Source organism: Halopseudomonas sp. (genome assembly GCF_047631575.1).
Taxonomy (GTDB): Bacteria; Pseudomonadota; Gammaproteobacteria; order Pseudomonadales; family Pseudomonadaceae; genus Halopseudomonas.
The window spans coordinates 88,001-106,831 of record NZ_JBLIAB010000006.1 but is presented as its reverse complement, the minus strand read 5'-3'; the positions used below and the strand labels follow the sequence as shown (position 1 = coordinate 106,831).

12 protein-coding genes and 1 pseudogene are annotated in these 18,831 nt (G+C 56.8%); 2 read left to right on the top strand and 11 right to left on the bottom strand.

Translation table 11 applies throughout. From position 1 onward, the window contains the following. Positions 1-9 precede the first annotated feature (9 nt). The 3 genes and pseudogenes from gshA to ACJAXR_RS12185 all read right to left on the bottom strand — a co-directional run. Positions 10-1,590 (bottom strand): glutamate--cysteine ligase, encoded by a 1,581-nt coding sequence (gshA, locus tag ACJAXR_RS12195; RefSeq protein WP_415058546.1) that lies wholly within the window; start codon positions 1,588-1,590, stop codon positions 10-12. Positions 1,591-1,657: 67 nt separating this feature from the next. After that, the gene (locus tag ACJAXR_RS12190; RefSeq protein ID WP_415058545.1) at positions 1,658-2,044 is read right to left on the bottom strand and encodes a PaaI family thioesterase; all 387 of its coding nucleotides are present in this window, start codon (positions 2,042-2,044) and stop codon (positions 1,658-1,660) included. Positions 2,045-2,220: 176 nt separating this feature from the next. Next, a pseudogene (locus ACJAXR_RS12185) lies at positions 2,221-4,398 on the bottom strand (Tex family protein); the annotation flags it as partial. 198 nt (positions 4,399-4,596) lie between these two features. Between ACJAXR_RS12185 and ompR the strand changes: the two are divergent. Together ompR and ACJAXR_RS12175 are read left to right on the top strand one after the other, a co-directional pair. Further along, positions 4,597-5,319 (top strand): two-component system response regulator OmpR, encoded by a 723-nt coding sequence (gene ompR, locus ACJAXR_RS12180; RefSeq protein WP_415058544.1) that lies wholly within the window; start codon positions 4,597-4,599, stop codon positions 5,317-5,319. Between the two features lie 26 nt (positions 5,320-5,345). Then, a complete protein-coding gene (locus tag ACJAXR_RS12175; RefSeq protein WP_415058543.1) occupies positions 5,346-6,617 on the top strand; it encodes an ATP-binding protein in 1,272 nt (423 codons plus the stop codon). 12 nt (positions 6,618-6,629) lie between these two features. On the opposite strand, the gene ACJAXR_RS12170 is transcribed toward ACJAXR_RS12175, so the two are convergent. The 8 genes from ACJAXR_RS12170 to ACJAXR_RS12135 all read right to left on the bottom strand — a co-directional run bounded on the left by ACJAXR_RS12170 (position 6,630) and on the right by ACJAXR_RS12135 (position 18,791). Beyond that, complete coding sequence (locus ACJAXR_RS12170) at positions 6,630-7,097, bottom strand: chemotaxis protein CheW (RefSeq protein WP_415058542.1); 468 nt, start codon at positions 7,095-7,097, stop codon at positions 6,630-6,632. Between the two features lie 33 nt (positions 7,098-7,130). Further along, the gene (locus ACJAXR_RS12165) at positions 7,131-8,111 is read right to left on the bottom strand and encodes a chemotaxis protein CheB (protein WP_415058541.1); all 981 of its coding nucleotides are present in this window, start codon (positions 8,109-8,111) and stop codon (positions 7,131-7,133) included. Continuing rightward, positions 8,104-14,331: an Hpt domain-containing protein gene (locus tag ACJAXR_RS12160; RefSeq protein WP_415058540.1), complete on the bottom strand. Its 6,228-nt coding sequence runs from the start codon at positions 14,329-14,331 to the stop codon at positions 8,104-8,106. The genes ACJAXR_RS12165 and ACJAXR_RS12160 overlap by 8 nt, the downstream gene beginning before the upstream one ends. A 2-nt stretch (positions 14,332-14,333) precedes the next feature. Further along, positions 14,334-15,218: a CheR family methyltransferase gene (locus ACJAXR_RS12155; RefSeq protein ID WP_415058539.1), complete on the bottom strand. Its 885-nt coding sequence runs from the start codon at positions 15,216-15,218 to the stop codon at positions 14,334-14,336. A 59-nt stretch (positions 15,219-15,277) separates the two neighbouring features. After that, entirely contained in the window at positions 15,278-17,314 is a 2,037-nt protein-coding gene (locus ACJAXR_RS12150) for a methyl-accepting chemotaxis protein (RefSeq protein WP_415058605.1), read from the bottom strand. Between the two features lie 84 nt (positions 17,315-17,398). Then, positions 17,399-17,935, bottom strand: a complete 537-nt coding sequence (locus ACJAXR_RS12145; RefSeq protein ID WP_415058538.1) for a chemotaxis protein CheW — start codon at positions 17,933-17,935, stop codon at positions 17,399-17,401. A 42-nt stretch (positions 17,936-17,977) separates the two neighbouring features. Further along, the gene (pilH, locus tag ACJAXR_RS12140) at positions 17,978-18,343 is read right to left on the bottom strand and encodes a twitching motility response regulator PilH (RefSeq protein ID WP_415058537.1); all 366 of its coding nucleotides are present in this window, start codon (positions 18,341-18,343) and stop codon (positions 17,978-17,980) included. Positions 18,344-18,377: 34 nt separating this feature from the next. Further along, on the bottom strand, positions 18,378-18,791 hold the full coding sequence (locus tag ACJAXR_RS12135) for a response regulator (protein ID WP_150276618.1): 414 nt from the start codon (positions 18,789-18,791) through the stop codon (positions 18,378-18,380). Positions 18,792-18,831: the final 40 nt, after the last annotated feature.

The window sequence follows — 18,831 nt, the reverse complement described above, 5'->3', positions numbered from 1 at the left end:
GCCGGGTGTTTACCCGGTAATACCCTGGCCAAGATAGCTGGAGACAAAACTGTCGAAGTCCATTTCATCCGCCGCTTCGATCGCGGCTTGATCTGATAGCGATTTCGCCGCCTCTGCCTGGTAGGCGGCCAACGTTTCCTGATCCAGTGGCATGGCGGCAAAGTGTGCCTGATGCGCATGGGACTGGGCCAGCGCAAAGCGAAAGAAGCTGTTGTCATGGGCGGCGATCGCATCCAGCACTTTGGCTGAGGGCGTCAGTGCGGAGTCGGCCAGCTTGGCTAGCTGCGCTGCCAGGCTTTCAGTGTATGCGCTCGTCTGGTGCGCACCATCAAGCAGGGTGGCGCAGTGACCAATTTGCTCCATCAGATCAACACCCCAGGCGGTCAGTTCGCGACTGGCTCCACCGTCAGTCAATTGCAGGCCCGGCTCACGTCCGCGCTTGACCGCTAGCGCAAAGTTGTCACCAGTCTCAACGCACCCTTCCTCAGTGAGCGCAGGACTGTCCTGCAATGCACAGTAGAGCAGAAAACTGTCAAGGAATCGGGCTGTAGTGGGTTCGATACCTAAAGGCACGAACGGATCAATATCCATGCAGCGTACTTCTATGTACTCGACACCCCGGGTTGCAAGCGCGTGGACCGGCTTTTCACCACTGTCAGCGACCCGCTTGGGTCGGATGGGGCTGTAGAATTCGTTTTCGATCTGCAGCAGATTGGTATTGAGCTGCTGCCACTGGCCGGCGCTATCGTGCGTACCCATCTGCTCATAGGCTGCAAAAGGCAGACTAATCGCTTCCTGCATGCTATGGATGTAGCTGTCGAGCGTGTTGTAGCAGACATTCAGGTCCGATTGGGCATTGTTGTTATAACCCAAGTCGCTCATGCGCAGGCTAGTGGCGTAGGGCAGATAAAGGGTATTACTGCCCAGGCTTTCCAGCTTGTGATCACGACCCTGCAGGAAGGTCGCACAGACTGCTGGCGACGCGCCAAATAGATACATCAGCAGCCAGGCATACCGGCGAAAATTGCGGATCATAGCCATGTAACGGTCGGACTGGTAATCCTGAGCAGGCCGCAGATCACCCACCTGCTGTTGCAAAATGGTCCACAACTGAGGGGGCAGCGAGAAGTTGTAATGGATTCCTGCAATGCATTGCATCGCCTTGCCATAGCGGATTGCCAGGCCACGGCGATATACATTCTTCAACATGCCGACATTGGACGTACCGTACCAAGCGATCGGAATATCGCTGTCGGCGGGTAGTTTGCAGGGCATGGACTCGGTCCAGAGCAGCTCGTCACCCAGCTGCGCATAGACAAACCGGTGGGTCGTTCCAAGACTATCAAATAGCCCGCCCAGGCTGGTGTTAACCGGGGTGATTAGCTCAATCAGCGCCTCTGAGTAATCGGTGGTAATACTCCCGTGAGTCAGTGCTGACCCCAGCGCCGATGGATGCGGCGTTTGCACCAGGGTCCCGCCGGGGGTGGTGCGCAAACTTTCCTTTTCGATGCCGTGCCGGCAGTTACGAAGAACTTCGCGTTGGGCCGGACTGGATAGCAGGTCGAGAGTGTCGCTGAATGCTGGTGACAAGGGTGTCACTCCTTAACCAATAACGGGCCGCTGCGCACCGCGCATGGCGTACAGTTGAATGCGCGGATCATATCCGCGCGAAGGTACCCAGAGCCTTGGCAACCAGGGCACCGTCCTGCCATATTTCACCATCAACTACGACGGTACGTGTGCCAGCGTGCACTACCTTGCCGATACACTCCAGCTCACCACCCACCACCGCCCGCGTATAGTTGATTTTGCACTCCACTGTAGCAGTGGATTCGTGGGGTTCCAGCACGCTGAATGCGGCGGCACCCATGGCAGAGTCCAACAAGGAAAAAATAACCCCACCATGCACCCGTGCGGTGGAATTGAAATGATCTTCACGAATGGGCAGCGCCAGGGTACAGGTACCGGCTTCCATGGACTTGAACTGCAGTCCAAGCATCTTGGTGAAAGCGCTCATGCGGTTTAACGATGGGTGTAGGCTCATTATCAGCGCTTCTTCAGGTCTTTTGCGTTGGCAAACAGGTTGGCAAAGGTACCACCTGTGGTTGGCTGGGCACCAGCGCCAGCCTTTTGGCCACGCCCCTGCTCGCTGCTTTTGGCACGATCACCCTGATGTGCTGCGGGCTTGCGTGGGGCCTCGGAGCGCGTCTGCGCTGAGACGCCTGGCTCGTCATCCATACGCATACTCAGACTGATACGCTGGCGCGGAATATCCACTTCCATTACTTTCACACGCACAATATCGCCGGCCTTAACGACGTCGCGCGGGTCCTTGACGAACTGATGCGCCAACATGGAGATATGCACCAAGCCATCCTGATGCACGCCAATATCAACAAAGGCACCAAAGTTGGCCACGTTACTCACCACGCCTTCGAGCTGCATGCCCGGCGTGAGATCGCGAATAGTTTCCACACCTTCCTGGAAAGTCGCCGCCTTGAACTCCGGGCGTGGATCACGGCCGGGCTTGTCGAGTTCAAGCAAAATATCGCTGATCGTCGGGATACCAAAGTGTTCATCGGTAAAAGCCTTGGGATCAAGCTTGCGTAGAAATGCCGAATCGCCGACCAAGCTGCGTACATCTCGACCCGTCTCGCCAGCAATCCGCTCGACCAACACATAAGCTTCGGGATGAACCGCCGACGCATCCAGAGGGTTGCCTCCGTTCATCACTCTTAAAAAGCCCGCAGCTTGCTCATAGGTCTTGTCACCCAGGCGGGCGACCTTGAGCAGCTCACGACGACTGCCAAAGGCGCCGTGCTGATCACGGTAATCAACAATATTCTGGGCGATAGTGGGGTTAAGACCGGATACGCGAGTCAACAGTGGTGCCGAGGCAGTATTGAGATCGACACCTACCGCGTTTACACAGTCTTCGACCACGGCGTTGAGACTGCGGGCCAGCTTTACCTGAGAAACATCATGCTGGTATTGGCCCACACCAATGGCCTTGGGTTCGATCTTGACCAGCTCGGCGAGCGGGTCCTGCAAACGACGTCCGATGGAGACAGCGCCACGGAAGGTCACGTCCAGATCGGGGAATTCCTTCGCTGCCAGCTCAGAGGCGGAATAAACTGATGCACCCGCTTCAGAAACCATGATTTTCTGCATCGATAGAGCCGGGCAGAGTTTAATCAGCTCGCCTGCCAGCTTGTCACTTTCACGCGAGGCGGTGCCATTGCCAATCGCCACCAAGGTGACGTTGTGCTTGTTGCACAGCGCAGCCAGCACTGCCAAAGACTCCTGCCACTGGTTGCGCGGGGCATGGGGGAAAACAGTAGTGAACGCCACTAGCTTGCCGGTGGCATCCACGACAACCACCTTAACCCCAGTACGCAGACCCGGATCCAGTGCCAGGGTAACCCGGGGACCGGCCGGCGCCGAAAGCAAAAGATCTTTGAGATTGCTGGCAAACACGCGAATCGCTTCGTCCTCCGCGCTTTCGCGCAGCTCGCCAAGCAGCTCAGTTTCCAGCTGACCCAGCAGCTTCACTCGCCAGGTCCAGCGAACCACCTCGGCCAACCAGCGGTCACCCGGTCGGCCTTCATCGCGGATGTCCACCATTTGGGCAATCATACCTTCGCAGGGGTGCGCCACGCTGGCCAGTCGGTCAGGGTCACCCAGTTCCAGAGCGATACTGAGGATGCCCTCGTTGCGTCCGCGCAAAATAGCCAAAGCCCGATGGGAAGGCACCTTGCGAAGGTCCTCCGCATAGTCGAAATAGTCGCGGAACTTGGCGCCGTCCTGTTCCTTGCCGGCTACCAGCTTGGATACCACACGGCCTTCCTGACGCAAAGCGCCACGCAGCCGCTCGAGCAGACTGGCCTGCTCGCTGAACCGTTCCATCAGAATGTACTTGGCCCCGTCCAGCGCTGCCTTCACATCAGCGACGCCCTTTTCAGCATCCACGAATGTGGTTGCTTCCTGCTCCGGTGTCAGCGCAGGATCGCTAAAAAGTGATTCAGCCAAGGGGCCCAATCCTGCCTCCAGGGCAATCTGGCCCTTGGTGCGCCGTTTGGGCTTATAAGGTAAGTAGAGGTCTTCCAGGCGAGTCTTGCTGTCGGCACTGCGAATATCACGTTCAAGCTCGGTGGTCAGCTTGCCTTGTTCGCTAATAGTGGCAAGAATGCTTGAGCGGCGATCTTCGAGTTCGCGCAGGTAACGCAAACGCTCTTCAAGATAACGCAGCTGAGTGTCATCCAGGCTGCCAGTGACTTCCTTGCGGTAACGAGCAATGAACGGCACGCTGGCGCCTTCATCCAGGAGTCTCACGGTCGCATCGACCTGCTCTGGACGAACGGCGAGCTCAGTAGCAATGCGTAAAGCGATAGATTCCATGGCAAAATGTCCGATCAGTTTTACAAGCCGCGCAGTATAACCGACAGTTTCACGTCAGGGGCGCATCCTGACGAACAGAAAGCTTTGCCACGGGGGCCTAAAAACTTGTACAAAAGAAACCTCTTGTAACAATGCCTGAGCCCGCGTAAAGGCGTGTTCAGCCACAATAGTCTCATACCAAATAAAGGTGGAGCCTGTATGACCAGTGAAGGTGAAAAGATTCTGATTGTTGACGACGACGTTAGACTGCGTCGTCTCCTCGAGCGTTTTCTAACGGAACAGGGCTACAGGGTCAGGGCGGTTGAAAACACCGAACAAATGGACCGTTTGCTTGCCCGCGAGCTTTATTCCTTGATAGTTCTGGATTTGATGCTCCCTGGTGAAGACGGTCTGACCGCCTGCAAGCGATTGCGTGACCAGGAAAACAAGACACCGATTATCATGCTCACCGCTAAGGGCGACGAGGCGAGCCGTATCATTGGTTTAGAGGAAGGCGCCGACGATTACTTGCCCAAACCGTTCAACCCCCGTGAACTGGTTGCCCGGATAAAAGCTGTACTGCGTCGACAGACACCTCAGGTTCCGGGTGCACCCGGTAGCGTAGACGAGGAAGTCAGTTTTGGTGAGTTTGTGCTCAGCCTAGGCACACGCGAACTTCGCCGCGGCGAGGAAGTACACATGCTGACCACGGGCGAATTCGCTGTGCTCAAGGCGCTGGTGCAACATCCACGTGAGCCACTTACCCGTGACAAGCTGATGCAGCTGGCCCGGGGTCGTGAATGGGATGCACTGGAACGCTCAATTGATGTGCAAATCTCGCGCTTGCGGCGCATGCTCGAGCCCGATCCATCCAAGCCGCGCTACATTCAGACTGTTTGGGGTGTCGGCTACGTCTTCGTTCCGGATGGCAAGCCTTCGTGAAAGGAGGGGCTGGCTGGCATCCGTTGATGCCACGCAGTTTTTTTGCCCGCACCATCACACTGGTGCTGGTAGTCATGGTGCTTTCAAAAATTCTGACCATGCTTTATCTGCTGGCTAACGAGGATCTCCTGGTTGACCGGCAGTACAGCCATGGTACAGCCATGCTTATCGGCTCCTACTGGGCAAGCAACCCCGAGGCTCGTGCAGAGATTGAGCAGGTCACCGGCCTGCACATGGTTCCCAGCGAAATGGTTCCAGCCGGAGAAGTGCATTGGCCCTATTCGGGCATATTCTCTAATCAACTGCGCGATGAGCTAGGCGATATGACTCAGGTCCGGGTCCGTATTCAGGGCGAACCTCTACTCTGGGTTCATCAACCCAGCTACGGCGACAGCTGGTTACAGGTACCGCTCTACGCCCACCCACTGCGGGGTCAGCGAATCTGGACAGTGGTGCTTTCGCTTGGGCTCATCGGATTGTTGTCCATGGCAGCTGCGTGGGTATTTGTTCGCCAACTGAATCATCCCCTGAAAATGCTCGAGCGTGCAGCTGGTCGTATCGGCAAAGGCCAGAGCGTTCGTCTCCTCGATACCAACTGCCCCGCCGAGATTGCAGAAGTTTATCGCGCATTCAATCAGATGGCTTATGATGTCGAGCAGGCTAACCGGGAGCGCTCTATGTTGCTCGCTGGCGTATCCCATGACCTGCGTACACCGCTTACCCGTATGCGCCTGGCAACCGAGCTGCTGGCCAGTGCCGACCCTGATTTAACCGAGGGCATGATTCGCGATATCGAGGACATGGATGCGATCCTTGATCAATTCATGTCCTTTATGCGCGACGGCAGCACCGAGGCCATCGAGGCTGAGGACATTAATGACATCATTCGCGAAGTCGTCGCCCCGCTGAATACGGGTGAAGAACGGGTCAGGCTCTGCCTGGAGCCTGTGCCGCTGATCAAGTTACGCCGCCTGTCCATGAAGCGGGTGATCGGCAACCTGGTCGACAATGCGCTGCACCACGGCGGCGCGGGTCTTGAGGTGTGCACTTATATTACCCGGGCAGCGGCTCAACCCTATCTGGTGGTAGCGATTCTTGACCGCGGCCCGGGTATCGATCCTACCGAATGCGAGGCGCTGTTTACGCCTTTTACACGGGGGGACCGGGCTCGCACTACCAAAGGAACCGGATTAGGCCTGGCGATTGTCAAGCGTATTGCCGAGGGTCATGGCGCTACAGTTCAGTTGCTTAACCGCAGCGGTGGTGGCACAGAGGCTCGTCTGAGCTTTCCGGTGTGACTGCGCTTGCCTTCAGGGTCTGAGCAAGCCCGCAGTTTCGAGTGTCTGTTCGATACTCAGCAGATCGGGAATGCACAAGGTCTGAAGCTCTTCGCCCAGCCTCACCGATTGCAATACGTAAGGAATACTGATTTCCACAGCACTCATCTCTCCGCGTGTCACCTTGCGTGAGCGCGGGATACTCCAGACACGCATAGCGATGTAATGTACGCCGGCACGTTCGCCGATGGCATTGAGTATCACCGTACGCGGCTGTCTGCCAGTCTCATCCGGCCGCTCATTAAGCAGCACATAAGGATCAACTACCGGCACCTGCTGATCACGCCAAAGCGTCCAGCCAAGAAACCATGAGGGTGCGTTCTCCTGAACCCGGTTAAGTCGAAATCCAACCAGTTCTGCCACCGCTACGTTGGGCAACAGCAGGGCCTGCTCCGCAAGCGGAACAACAAGTCCATTCAGGCTTTCCAGTACGTCCGACATACGGCGTCCTCTCTGATTCAGTGTTGGCTGGTGCTAAAGTGCAACCGGCCATTCTTGTGCTACCCAGTAACGCAACGCGTCGGCGAGCATCTCAGGGGAACCCTGCCGAGAGCTGTAGCCCGCATCTACTACTGCTTGAGGCATAACAGAGCAGACAGCACTCGACGCATCCTGAGTCCATACCTGGGCGCCCTGAGCGCGTAAGCGTCCACATGCCTGCACGCCATCTTCTCCCATGCCACTAAAGATAATAGCGCCGCACGCCGGGGCAAAGGCGTCTACGACCGCATCAAGCAGCGCTTCGATCGATGGCTGATAAGGCCCTGGCCAGGGTGTTTCGCTGAGACGAATCTGGCCTTCCGGAGCGAAATCCAGGCTGCGCTTGATGGGCGCAACCAGGACCTCGCCATTGTGTAAGTGCGCACCATTCACGCAGTTAAGCACTCGCCAGGCATTCTGACGCCCCAGAATCACCGGCAACTGTGCTTCGAAGCCGGCATCGATATGCTGGGCATAAATAAACGCAATGGGCAGCGTCGCGGGCAAGCGATCGAGAAAGCGCTTAACGGCTGCCGGGCCGCCCAAAGATGCCGCCAGCACCCAGACGCAGCGAGCCGGTGGCATCACAGATACGGCATTGACCGCATCCACGACGGTTCGAGCAAAAGCCGGATCTCCCGCCGGTGGAGCCCCTAGCAGTGGCAGTAACTTGGCATACAGCCGGCGTTTCCAGCGTGGATAATCTTCGCTCTCGTGATGCGGTATTTCACCGGCGCCGAGCAAGACCGGCACCGGACTGTGTTCAAGCAGCCAATCGGCCAACTCGGACTCCTCGGCAAGCTCCAGTAGCCAGGCATCGGCTTTGATCGCTTCCAGCGCCTGACAGTCGAGCGCCTCGGGCTCCCGTGCAAAAATCACTCGATAGCCAAAGCTCTGAAGAACCTCCTGAAGCAACTGACGCTTTTGCGCTTTGTCCGCCAGGAGTGCAATAGCAGGCGCTGCGGGATCAATCACGAACCTTGACCAGCTTGCCAATCGCTTCGAGGAGTTGGCTCTCCTGATAAGGTTTACCCAGGTAGTCATTAACGCCGATTGCCTTCGCCCGCTCACGGTGCTTCTCACCGGTGCGCGAGGTAATCATCACAATCGGCAGATCTTTCAAACGCGCGTCATGGCGCACCAAAGTCGCCACTTCAAAGCCATCCATACGTGGCATTTCTATATCCAGCAACATTATATCCGGATGCACATCCTGCAGCCGGGCAATAGCGTCAACGCCGTCTTTGGCCGTAATAACCTCCATGCCGTGGCGTTCCAGCAGGCGGGTAGTGACCTTGCGTACCGTGATCGAATCGTCAACAACCATAACCAGCGTGGCACGCTCGTCCTCCTTGTCCGCAATCCCCTGAGCTCGCTCGGCAGCCAGCCGCTGTAGCGACTGCAATGCCTGCTGGGCGCGGATGATCGCCAGCAGGTCGAGAATCACCACAACGCGTCCGTCGCCGAGAATGGTCGCACCGGATATGCCCGGCACGACCGCAAACTGCTTGCCCATACCCTTCACCACGATCTCGCGTGAGCCCGCTAGTGCATCGACCTGCACCGCTACCGTATGCTCGGCACCACGCACCAGAATGACAGGCAGTGGCAGACTGTGACCGCTGAGTCGTGGCTGCTGACCAGTGACCAGTAGATCGCCGAGATAGCGCAGATCATATTGCTTGCCCGCATACTCGAAGGGCGGTGCATCGGGCGCGTAATAGGCTTCCAGCTCATAGCCGGAAACCCGCACGATGCCCTCGATGGTATTCAGCGGAATCGCGTACAGATCATCTCCGGAATAGACCATCAGAGCGCGGTTTACCGATACAGTGAATGGCAGACGGATGGTAAAGGTACTGCCCTTGCCGGGGCGCGTATCCAGACTCATGCTGCCACCGAGCTGTTTCACTTCGGAGTTGACCACATCCATGCCGACCCCGCGGCCGGATATCTGGGTCACCTTGTCCGCCGTAGAGAAGCCGGCTTCGAGAATAAACTGCAGTACCTCCTGGTCAGTGAGTTCCGCATCGACATCCATCAAGCCACGCTCAATCGCCTTGCGACGCACCGCATCCAGATTGATCCCGGCGCCATCGTCGGCAAGCTGCAGGACAATTTCGCCGCCTTCGCGGTGCAGATCCAAGGTTATGCGACCGTCTTCCTGCTTACCATTAGTCTGGCGCACTTCCGGCAGCTCGATACCGTGGTCCACCGCGTTACGCAACATGTGTTCCAGAGGTCCGATCATCCGCTCGAGCACGCTCCGGTCCATTTCGCCTTCGGCGTTGCCGATCTCCAGGCTCACCTGCTTACCCACTTCGCTGGCCACCTGTCTCACCACCCGACGCATACGCGGCAACAAACGGTCGAACGGCACCATGCGCGTGCGCATCAGGCCTTCCTGCAATTCAGTGTTAACCCGAGCCTGCTGCAGTAGCAGCGTCTCCGCGTCACGACTTTTCGCCGCCAGCGTTTCCTTCAGATCAAGCAAGTCGGACGCGGACTCAAACAGCGAGCGTGAAAGCTGCTGCAGTTGGGAGTAGCGATCCATTTCCAGAGGATCAAATTCTTCGTAGGCCTGCTCGATCTCCTCCTGGTGCCGGGAAAGAATTTGCGCCTGAGTTTCCATATCGAGCCGGCGCAGCTGATCACGTACCCGCTCAATGGTACTGTCGACGTCCTGCAGGGTATGCGCCAGATCGTTGACCTGTTGTTCGATACGACCACGGAAAATCGATGTCTCGCCCGCCAGATTGACCAGTTCTTCGAGAAGCTTTGCCGACACCTTGACCGTCTCCTGGCCATTGCTACGCATCGACTGATCTTCGTCATCTACTTCACTGGCCGCCATGGCCTGCTGCAATATATTCTTCACCGCTGCCAACGTTTGCCGAGGCACAGCGGGCGTGTCCTGCGTAAGCGCGACACTGGTAGCGGTTACCACTGGCTCTGCGGGTCTGGACATTTCGGGTATTGACCAGTCTGCGGGTCCCGGGGCGACACCACCGGCGAGCATATCCAGCGCAGCGTGGATTTTCTGCAGTTGCGCTGCCAAGTCCTGCGGTGAACCTTTCTCTCCTTGCAGGTCGCTTTCCAGAGTCTTACTTTGCTCAGCCAAGACGCTCTGGCCGGCCATACGAGCACTACCTTTAAGGGTCTGAATGCGCCGTGTCAATTCGATGCCAGCTGTAGCATCAGTTGACATTTTTTCCATCAGCCCGTCACAAGGCGCAATAAGCTCGCGCGCCTCCTCAAGGAACATACCGAGCATGCCTTCGAGGGGATCATCTATCGATTCGCCGGGGATCACCACAACCGGAAAAGCAGTATCCTCTTGCCCTGCTGCGGCCACAATCTGGTCCCTACCAGGCAATTGCGGCGGCTGGTCCGGGCGCGCACGATAACCCTTGATTGCGCTAATCAGTCCGGAACCATTACTGATCGGACGACCCGCTACGACCCCTTCGACCATTTCGGCAAGGCAGTCGTGGCAGGCATGCAACAAGTCATCGAGACCTGAGCTGGGCTGATACCGTTGATTGCCAAGCCCTTCATAAAGAAACTCAAGCTCATGGGCCAGATCGCCAATCGGCGGAATTTCCGCCATCCGAGCGCCACCCTTGAGTGTATGCAAATCGCGCTGAAGGGACTCAACTGCGAGGGTATTCACCGGGTCGGCAATCCATTGCTGCAGACTCACTGATGCGCTATCGATAATCTCCTGCGCTTCTTCCAGAAAGATATCTACCAGCTCTGCATCGGTACCAGCATCCTGCGGGTTCCAGTTATCTGTCGCTAACTCTGGAGCCGGTATCAGAACCTCGGTAGTGGTCACTGCGATTGCGTCGTCGCGCTCGACATGAGTTACCGGCAAGAGTGCCTGCAACTCAGCAATTTCTGCCGTGGCCGGCGGAATGTGTTGGTGCGCCGCAACCTGATCCATCATCCCGATCAACCGCTCGTGCGCAATAGCTAGCACCAGTACGGTGGGTTGCTGCATCTGAATCCGACCGGTCATTAACGCTTCGTGCACGTCTTCCAGGCTTTGGCACAGGGATTCGATAACGTCCAGATCGACATCCCCCGCCACCTCACCAAGCGCACGCAACGCTTGACACAGCTCGCGGCTATCGATGTCCGGACCTTCACCGCCCTCCCATAGGGCGAGCGTATCGGTTATATCCAGCAGATGGTCGATGCCTTCGGTCAGGAAGATAGACAGCAAACCTGCGTTGGCCGTCCCCTCTTCAAGGTCCGCACGGCTACTGTCCCGGCTGGCCATACCCTGTGTCTGCACGACATCAAGCCGCGCGAGAAAATCGTCAGTGCCCATGAGGGTGCTTTGGGGCGTACTGTCAAGCTGTTCAACGCCCGCCTCGAACAGACTAACTGCATCCATGAGCAAATCTACCAGAGACTGATCTGCGGGTATTAGGTTGGCCTTGAAATCTTTGGCGAGTTTTTCCAGTGGCGTCGCGAGCACTGCGATTGGCTGGATGCCCGCCATGTGTGCGCTGCCCTTAAGCGTATGCAGGGCTCGCTGTAGCGCATCGCTGATCGCGCGGGGCAACCCTTGCTCGCACTGCGCGACAAAAACGTTGACCTGCTGAATATGGGATTGGGTTTCGTTGCGGAAAATCTCCAGCAGCATAGGGTCAAGACCCTGGTCCTGAGACGAAATTTCCAACTCAGGGATGGGCTGCTCCGACTCGTCAACCTCATCGCTGGCAGCTAGATCGTCCGACAGCTCGCCGGCCTCACCCGTCGTGTCATCGTGCTCAGGTTCAATTTCCACGTCCACCAAAGGCAACGGCAGTGCAGGAATAACGATTTCGTCTTGCAATAGGGTTTCGTGCCTACCCGGTACGCTGTCGAGTTCTCCGAAAAGTCCATCGGGCTCCTCTCCGCGCGCCAAAGCATCAGCCTGTGCCGCCAAATGACCGACTTCAGGCAGACCCTGTTGCGCACCGAGGGAGAAATCCTCAACCAGTTGGGGCATCAGTGAGCGCACAGCGTTGATTAGATCAAACACCGCAGGGGTCAGATCGATACTCCGGTCTATGACCCGGTTGAGCATATTTTCAACTGACCAGGCGAGCTCAGCCATAATACCGGCCTTGACCATCCGACCACTGCCCTTGAGGGTATGGAAGGCGCGCCGCACTTCGGCTCGGGCTTTATGATCATCATTATTGGCCTTCCAGACCGGAGTATATTCGCTCAGAGTATCGAGCACTTCCCTCGCTTCTTCCACGAAGATCTCAATGAGTTCTGCTTCAAACTCGTCATCTTCGTCTTCAGCCGATGCTATACCCGTAACCTCGGCCTCAGGGATAGACTCCGCGTCCACTTCAACTGCTGGGGACTCTTCTGCTCCCTGTCCTTCGATTACCTCAAGATCAAAAGCCTCGACGTCGACGGATAATTGGTCGACCTCTGATTCGGCGGCTTCACCTGGGAGACCCTCAAGCAATGACTCCCCCGCGGTATAACCCAGGTCAGAAAGTCGTTCGGCGGCGACTGTAAGGATATTGTCGCCACGCTCACTATCATCTTCGGCAAGGCGCTCGAGATAATAATCGACACTGGTGATCACATCAGCCAAAGCATCCAGTTCTGGCCATTCAGGAATGCGTTGTGGTGTTAATAATTGTTCGACCATATAGCGTCGGCACGTACCGATAATGGCAGCAGCCCGCTCCAAAGGAAGCATTTCCAAGCCGCCGCGAACGCTGTTGAGGAGGCCATTAACCGGCTCCAGTTGGGTATGATCCCACTGGCTGGAGATGAAAGCGTTGATAGCTTCACGACTCTGTTCTAGCGCATTGCGTGCTTCTTGGACCACCTGGCGATGGACCAACCCCATGTCCTGGGCAGCAGCAAGTCGTTGCATATCGTTTTCGACAGCACCGCCCTGCGTGTCGCCGCGCTCGCGCTCCATACCCAAGATGCCATGCAGGCTGGCTTCCACATACAACAGCCCTCCAGCCACATCCATTAACGACGAATCAGTAATCGTGGGCTGCTTGTCCAGCAGGTCGCCCACAAGCTCGATCTGCTCGAGCAGGACCCGACGCGGCTGGCCCAGGCCAAGCATCGCCAGAGTATCGGCGATCTGTTTCATCGGCGTGATCAGCCCAGCGAGTTCGTCAACTTGACGACGGTCACCACGCACGAACAGATCAAGCCGATCCTTGACCTGCAGCAACTCTTCGCCCAGCGCCTCGACCACAGACTGCATGGCGCTGCGATCCGGACCGACCAGGCGTGAACCGGTTTTCTGATTGGCAATATCATCTTCGGTCAGCAAGGCCTTGAGCTGATAACGCTGCTTTAGCGCATCCAGGCGCGGACTGCCTCCGGGACTCTTGGCGACGTAAAATAGAAGATTACGCAGCAACTCGGGAGCGGGCGGGGAATCCAGCGCTGCAGATCCGTGATCCAGTAGCTGTCTGGCCTCACGGTCAGCCTGACGCAGCAATTGACGAATCGCTGCGCCATTGTCGATCGTACCGTGTTCGAGACCTTCGACAACACCGGCGTAAGCCGCCCACAGATTGGCATGACCGGATCCCTGACACAATGCTTGCAGCCGCGCGAATACCTTGCCTAGCTGCCGTGCATTAGCTGATACATCTTGACTACGGATGATGCCAGCATGGGCAAACTGCATGGCCTGACGTAACTTGCGCAGCTGCCGTACCGTTTCAGGCTCAGCGAAATCGCCCAGACGCTCCGTATCATCTGTCGGACCTCCGGTATCCACGTCTGGCGTGAATAAAGCGTTTTCCGACAGCAGGTTTTCACCGCGAGCGGTGCGCATATCGTTAAGTAACGGCAACAAAACCAGGGGCAAATCACGACGCCCAGTTTGCACGCGATCAAGATAGGTCGGCAACTGCAAGATGGCCTGCATCAGCACATCAAGGGCTTCACTCTCACGACTGGTACTGCCATGCATCAGCGCCTGGGCAAGCTTTTCCATCTCTTCGGCGAGCAAGGCAGCGCCATAAAATTCGACCATCTGCAAGGTGCCGTGCACCTGGTGGATATAGGTCAGACAGAAACGCAACCGGGTCGAATCACCCGGATTCTCGACAAAGGATTCGAGGGCCTGACGCGCTTGATTCAGCGTCGCGGAAATCTCCCCTTTTACCCAGTCGAGGGCGACATAATCATGCCGATCACCCATATTCACTCCAGACTTCCGTGAGTATCCCGTCGCACATAGGCCTGTACCCTTTCATCGGGTACCCGCTCGAGCAGGGGATTGTTCCAGTCCACTATTTCACCCAATCCGATAATCAGCATGCCACCTGGGGCCAGCTTCTTGGCCAGCAGGTTGAGCAGGTCGCGGCGGCGCCAGCGTCGGAAGTAGATGAGCAGATTCTGGCAAAAGATGATATCCAGATCCCGTATCGGGGCCTGGGCCATTTCCAGGATGTTCAGCCTGGTAAAGCAAATTCGATCTCGCAGCACAGGCAGGATTTCCAGCTTGCCATGGTCGACAGGCCTCATCCAGCGTGCATGTTCGGTATCGGTGAGTCCGCCCAGCCGACTGGCCGGATAGCGGGCAAGGCGAGCCTGTTCAAGCGCTTTCAGGCTAATATCGGTGGCCCATATTGCGTAACCGGGGCTACGGCTGGCTGAGTCAGCCAGGCATTGGTCAGTGATCATGGCCAGCGAGTAGGCTTCTTCTCCACTCGCACAGCCCAAACTCCACAATTGCAGAGGCTGGGTAGACCTGCCCTTGGCGAGTATTGTCTCGATATGGTTGTGTACGGCGTCGAAGGATGGCCTGTGACGCATAAAACTGGTTTCGCGGATAGCTAAACGGTCAATCAGGGCAGACCACTCGATAGCGCCAGTCGGACCTTCCGTGACGTACTCGTAGTAGCTTTGATAGTCCTCTACCTGCAACTCGCGCATTCGGGTAGCCAGACTGGTCTGCAAAAACATCCTACGCTGGTCAGTGACGCAGACTCCTGTCCGCGCCTCAAGCAATGCCTGCCATTGATGGAGTTGCTGCATATCCATCTCCGGCAGTTGCTGTAATGACCAGTTTGGCGTTTTCTGCACAGTATTTCCCTTGCTCATTGCGGAGTGCAGATAGCCGCCAGGCTACCCGCGCGCCCATCTCAAAGTTGCTGCGGCAGGGTGAAGCCATCCACCGATTTACGCATCGACTCGGCTTGCGCCGCCAGATCGCCAATGCTGCGCGCTGTGGCCGTGGTACCGGCGGAGGTCTGCGAGGTAATTTCCTGGATCACGTTCATCGTGTTAGAGATATGGCCCGCGGATGACGCCTGTTGCCGGGCCGCGTTGGAGATATTCTGAATCAGTGCTGCCAGACTGGTAGATACATTTTCGATCTCTTCCAGGGCGACACCCGCGTCTTGTGCCAGACGCGCGCCGCGTACTACCTCGGAGGTGGTCTGCTCCATCGAGATGACCGCCTCGTTGGTGTCGGTCTGAATCGTTTTTACCAGCGCTTCGATCTGCTTGGTCGCCGATGAGGAGCGCTCGGCCAGACGCTGAACTTCGTCCGCTACCACCGCGAAGCCTCGGCCAGCATCACCAGCCATGGACGCCTGAATAGCGGCGTTAAGGGCAAGAATGTTGGTCTGGTCGGCGATATCGTTGATCAGACTGACGATGTCACCAATTTCCTGGGACGACTCACCCAGGCGCTTGATCCGCTTGGAGGTATCCTGAATCTGCTCACGGATGGTATCCATACCGGCAATGGTATTCTGCACCACCTCATTGCCCTTGTTGGCGATGGCAACCGACCGCTCTGCTACCGCCGAAGACTCAGCGGCGTTGGCGGACACCTGGTCAATGGAAACAGCCATCTCGTTGACCGCCGCCGACGCCCCGGCAATCTCCTGCGCCTGATGCTCGGACGCCTCCGCCAGATGCATGGCAGTACCCTGTGTTTCCTGGGCTGCAGTGGAGACCTGCAAAGCAGTGTCGTTAATCGTACGGACAAGGGAGCGAAGCTGATCGATGGTATAGTTGATCGAGTCCGCAATCGCGCCCGTGAAGTCTTCGCTCACCGTTGCCTCGGCGGTCAAATCACCGTCTGCAAGGTCGGCAATTTCGTCCAGCAGTCGCAGAATGGCTGCCTGGTTCCTGTCGTTCTTCTCCGCCGTCTCGGCCAGACGGCCTCGCGTTTCGCGGGTCATCTGCAAACCAATCAGGAGAATACAGCCCAGCGCCACGATACCCAGCACGTAGCCAAACAGAGTATTGATCCAGCGCGCTTCACTTCGAGCTTCGAAACCGACTGTCAGACCGGATACGTTATCCAGCAACAGTTGCGAATCGGCAAAAATCTGGCTTGCGGCCAGGCTCACCTGATATAGCTCCGGCGAGGTCAGAAGGATCTCGTCTACCGAGTCCGATACGAAGCGAAACAGGTCGGCAATCTCATTCAAACGCCCTACCACCTCAGGTTCTGTTACCCGGGAAATACCCATGGTAGCGTTGCCTTCGAGCATGCCAAGCAGCACACGTCCAAACAGACTGGCGTCTCGGCCGAAGCTATCTGCGGCCATTACCGCGTCGTCCTCACCCGCCAGCACCCGGTTCACGGAGTTTAGAATCCGTTCCCCCAGCAATGACTGACGCTGAGTAATGGCTACCTGATCAGCAGGAGAGCCGTTGGCAATAAGCAGGTCCACAACCTCCTCGTACTCCACCTGCAGCTGGGGAATGGTATCCGATAGCGTCAGGGCCACGTCATTCAAAGACAGTACGGTCCTTTCGCTGGCAAGGATCTCATCGGCGTTGTTACGCACCCGATCCCAGTTTCCCTGTACTTGAGCTACCTGCTCCCCCAATGAGTCCGGCGCGGAAGGAAGACCTGTCTCTGAACGGCCCAGGGTCAGGAAGTCCCAGCGGCGCTGAAAATCATTACGCGCATCGAGGAGCAGACCAAAGGCTTCCGGAGTACCTGTAGCCGCCTCGCTGGCCGATTTGGATATCTGCTGTGAGAGAACTCGCAACTCACCAGCGTGACCGATGTACTCGGTGTCGTAGCCGCTCTGAATGTTGAGATAAAGAAAGTTGACGAACAGCAAGAGCAGCGAAAGAACCAGGGCTGCGAACAGACCAGTAATCGTGCGATTGCTTCGCATTGCGGAGAAAATCTGGATATCGAACTTTTTCATCATCTGGCCCCTACCTGGCCTACCGCATGGTTCTTGTTGTTGCTCTTGTCTGTCGCGTTACCGGACTCGCCGGTCGCCCCCTGATCAAATCGCCACATCGAGAAACGCCTGATCACGCGCCAATGCCCTGAAATTGAATACAAGAGACACCTGTTCCTGAACGTAGGCTCCGACCACAAACGGTCGAAACACCTCATCAGAAGTGGGCATCTCAGTGGTGAAACTGGTAACTGGAAAATGCTGCATGCCCAGTAACTCATCGACCAGCAAGCCAACAAAGAGTCCGTCGCGATCAAGCACAAGCACACGGCGCTGCTTGCGCGGGGTGCTGACGGTGGCTCCAAAAAAACGACTGAGATCGATAATGGGCAACAGACGACCGCGTACGTTGGCGACGCCGCGTACCCAGGTTTTAACCCGGGGCAGCGCTGTATAACGCGGTTCGTGTAAAATTTCTGCGACCTCGCCCATTGCTGCAACCATCGCCTGGCCAGCCAGCCGGAAGCCAACTCCGCTCCAGGTTTCGCTGACCACGTCCTGCGCGGGCAGGCCCATGGCCTGGCTGCGACAATGCTGCGCGAGCTGTCTGAGAAGATCGAAAGGATGAATAGGTTCTGACATGCCGTGCCTGTTTTGGTTGTTATGCGGCATGTGCCGGAGCCATCAGGCTCCCAGCACGGATTTCAATGTCTTAATTAGGGTAGCTTCTTCAACCGGCTTGGTCAGGTAATCCTTGGCCCCCTGACGCTTGCCCCACACCTTGTCAGTTTCCTGATCTTTGGTAGTCACAATGATCACCGGAATATGCGCAGTTTCTGCATCTTTGGTCAACTGGCGCGTAGCCTGAAATCCATTGAGTCCGGGCATAACGATATCCATCAAGATAGCGTCGGGCTTTTCCTGACGTGCCAATGCGACGCCGTCGGCGCCGTTTTCGGCCTTGAGAACTTCATGCCCGTGCTTTTCCAGCATGCCCGTGAGCTTATATAACTCGGTTGGCGAATCGTCTACTACTAATATTCGGGCCATTTGGCTCCCCCGGTATGGCTAAAGATGCGAAGGCTCAGGCCTCTGATGCACCCGCTAGGTCGTCAGATTGCGGCACATGCGCGCGAATAGCGCCCAGTAACTCTTCCTTGCTGAATGGCTTGGTCAGGTACTGATCAGAACCCACAATTCGTCCTTTGGCCTTGTCGAACAAGCCGTCCTTGCTGGACAGCATAATCACCGGCGTACCGCGGAAGGCGCTGTTATTCTTGATCAAGGCACAAGTTTGATATCCATCAAGCCGCGGCATCATTATGTCAACGAAAATGATATCCGGATTGTTGTCGGCGATCTTGGCCAGTGCGTCAAAACCATCCACTGCGGTAATCACGGTGCAGCCAACCTTCTTGAGCAGCGTTTCTGCTGTTCTGCGGATCGTTTTGCTGTCGTCAATGACCATGACTTTCAGGCTTTCGAAATTTTCTTCCATTTAACGAGCCCTTGTTATTTATGGTGAGTCGTTGGTAGCG

Bases quoted from the DNA above. Each gene is read 5' to 3' on its own strand.
- ACJAXR_RS12150 (WP_415058605.1), bottom strand. From the start codon at position 17,314: ATGAAAAAGTTCGATATCCAGATTTTCTCCGCAATGCGAAGCAATCGC.
- ACJAXR_RS12160 (WP_415058540.1), bottom strand. From the start codon at position 14,331: ATGGGTGATCGGCATGATTATGTCGCCCTCGACTGGGTAAAAGGGGAG.
- ompR (WP_415058544.1), top strand. From the start codon at position 4,597: ATGACCAGTGAAGGTGAAAAGATTCTGATTGTTGACGACGACGTTAGA.
- ACJAXR_RS12135 (WP_150276618.1), bottom strand. From the start codon at position 18,791: ATGGAAGAAAATTTCGAAAGCCTGAAAGTCATGGTCATTGACGACAGC.
- ACJAXR_RS12145 (WP_415058538.1), bottom strand. From the start codon at position 17,935: ATGTCAGAACCTATTCATCCTTTCGATCTTCTCAGACAGCTCGCGCAG.
- ACJAXR_RS12170 (WP_415058542.1), bottom strand. From the start codon at position 7,097: ATGTCGGACGTACTGGAAAGCCTGAATGGACTTGTTGTTCCGCTTGCG.
- pilH (WP_415058537.1), bottom strand. From the start codon at position 18,343: ATGGCCCGAATATTAGTAGTAGACGATTCGCCAACCGAGTTATATAAG.
- ACJAXR_RS12175 (WP_415058543.1), top strand. From the start codon at position 5,346: ATGCCACGCAGTTTTTTTGCCCGCACCATCACACTGGTGCTGGTAGTC.
- ACJAXR_RS12190 (WP_415058545.1), bottom strand. From the start codon at position 2,044: ATGAGCCTACACCCATCGTTAAACCGCATGAGCGCTTTCACCAAGATG.